This is a genomic window from uncultured Thiodictyon sp., from assembly GCF_903828115.1.
In the GTDB taxonomy this organism is placed as follows: Bacteria; Pseudomonadota; Gammaproteobacteria; order Chromatiales; family Chromatiaceae; genus Thiodictyon.
Map to the genome: position 1 here is coordinate 1 of NZ_CAIKKU010000728.1, position 2,345 is coordinate 2,345.

Below are 2,345 nucleotides of genomic sequence, written 5' to 3' on the forward strand. Positions count from 1 at the left end.
CCGCGCCCGTAGGGTCCGCTGTGCGGACCAGCGACCTCTGGCGCGCGGGGTTCCTGACGTGCGATGATTTGGGTTGAGCGAAGCGATGCCAAGCCGATCGGCCAACCGATAGCGGAGCAACAGCGCAATGTCCATTCGAGCAAGTGTGGCGAGGTTCACCCTGACCCTGCTGGTGTCGGCCGTGTCGATCGTCCAGGCCGCCGGCATCTACCGGTGCACCCAGGCCGACGGCAGTGTCACCCTGTCGGACCTTGCCTGTCCGGCGGATACGCTGACCCGTGAGTATCAGGGGGAGGCCACGGGTTCGCGCGGATCAAAGGCCCCTGCCCATGACCCCTATTCGATCATGGAGCAGGTGCGGGGGATTGAAAAGAGAGAAGAGGCCGCGCGCAAGGCGGCGGCCAGGGAACGAAAGGATCGCGACAAGGAGGCCCGCGCGGCGCGCCCCAGGCAAGCTTCGCAACGGATGCTGACATATCAGGAGGCCAGGCAACAGGCCTTGGATGCAACCGGCTACCATGATTATGAAACGCTGTCACAGGCCCAGCGCGACCGGGTGCACGAGGAGATGGCGAAATACCGCCATGGCCCGCCGAAAGCTGAGGCGAAACGGGCAACCGCCAGTGGCAAGCGACGCACGAGCCGGGTTGCCAGGGGGGACCCCGGCGAGGGTTGCGCATCGGCCGGCAAGGGTGATGGCGGCAGCGGGAGCCCGAGTTCCTGTGCGTCCGTCGGCCGCAATGGCAACAACGATTCGGGAAACGGCGCGGTGGTCTCCCATCACCGGTGATCGCGAGCGATGGCGCGGGCCTTCGCCTTAGCAAAAGCAGCTCTCACACAGAGACACAAAGATCGCAACGATTTTCAGAGCGCTATGCAGGTCGGGGAGGTCACCCGCGCGGTGATCGGGCCAACGCCGTCAATAATCTGTTTTTCTTGTGTTATTTCTGTTCTTTGTGTCTTTGTGTGAGCAATTCCCTGACTTGGGTGCACGCGCCCCGGCCCGCCCGGTGGCCCATTGTCGGCGATAATGCCTGCCACGTCATCACAATGCCCCGAGGACGCGGCCGTTGCGCCGGCAGTCATGAAGATCCTGTTCGTGTTGCACAGTCACTCCTACGGGGGGGCGGAGATGCACCTGTCGGAATTGGCGTGCGGCCTGAGTGCCCGCGGGCACTCGGTCGCCTTTGCCGGGCCGGGGGATTCGTGGCTGGCGCAGCGCTTCCGGGCGGCCGGGCTCGCCTGTTACCACTTGCCGATGCACGGGTTCTTCGACGCCTGGTCGCTGGTCATGCTGGCGCGGGCGGCCCGGCGCTGGGGGGCCGATCTGATCCACGGCCATCTCACCCGCGGTGCCTTCTATGCCGGCCTGGGCGGGCGCCTCGCCGGGGTTCCGGTGGTGGCCACGGCCCATTCCACCAATGCCGGCAAGCATTTCGGCCGTGCGGACCGGATCATCGCGGTGAGCGCCGCGGTGGCCGGGTTTCTGGTCGCGCAGGGCTATGACCCGCGGCGGATCAGCGTGGTCCACCATGGGGTGGCCGACCCACTGCGCCTGCCGCCGCATCCGGTCTTGCGGGCCTCGCTGGGGCTGCCCGCCGAGACTGTCCTGTGCGGTATCGTGGCCCGGCTGGTGCGCGCCAAGGGGCAGGACCTGGCCATCGATGCGCTCGCCGCCTGTCCGGACCTGATCCATCTGGTCCTGATCGGGGACGACTCCACGCCCTGGGGTAGGGCGATGCGCGCGCGCGCGGCGGCCGTCGGGGTCGCGGACCGGGTACACTTTCTGGGCTTTCGCGATGCCGCACCCCAGTGGATGCGTGAACTGGACCTGGTGCTGGCGCCCTCGCGGCGCGAGGCCCTGTCGCTGACCCTGGCGGAGGCGGCGGCGGTCGGCCTGCCGGTCATCGCCGCCCGTGTCGGGGGCATCCCAGAGGTGGTGGCGGACGGTGAGACCGGGCTCCTGGTCCCGGCGGAGGACGCGGCGGCGCTCGCCGCCGCGCTGGTCCGCCTGGCCGCCGACCCCGGGCTGCGCGGCCGTCTCGGGGCCCAGGGCCGGGCCCGCTATCTGAGTCACTTCTCGCTGGAGACCATGGTGGACGGGACCGAGGCGGTTTATCGGCAGGTCTTGGCGGACCCGGATCCCTGAATTTGAGTGCGGCAGTGGGTCCGCGAAGTCGTTGTCGTTGTCGTTGTCGTAATCGGAGAAGCGATGCAATTTGGTGTGCGAGAGAATCGGGGGCGCTACGATAACCTCGATTACGACAACGACAACGACAACGACAACGACAACGACAACGACAACGACAACGACAACGACAACGACAACGACAACGACAACGACA

Annotated in this window: 2 protein-coding genes; both read left to right on the forward strand. The window is 67.0% G+C overall.

Translation table 11 applies throughout. The annotated features are described in order from the left end of the window. Positions 1–181 precede the first annotated feature (181 nt). Positions 182–790, forward strand: coding sequence for a DUF4124 domain-containing protein (locus tag QZY48_RS27115; RefSeq protein ID WP_295436684.1), 609 nt, complete (start codon positions 182–184; stop codon positions 788–790). 294 nt (positions 791–1,084) lie between these two features. Then, positions 1,085–2,149: a glycosyltransferase family 4 protein gene (locus QZY48_RS27120; protein WP_295436686.1), complete on the forward strand. Its 1,065-nt coding sequence runs from the start codon at positions 1,085–1,087 to the stop codon at positions 2,147–2,149. Positions 2,150–2,345 lie beyond the last annotated feature (196 nt).

Bases quoted from the DNA above. Each gene is read 5' to 3' on its own strand.
- QZY48_RS27120 (WP_295436686.1), top strand. From the start codon at position 1,085: ATGAAGATCCTGTTCGTGTTGCACAGTCACTCCTACGGGGGGGCGGAG.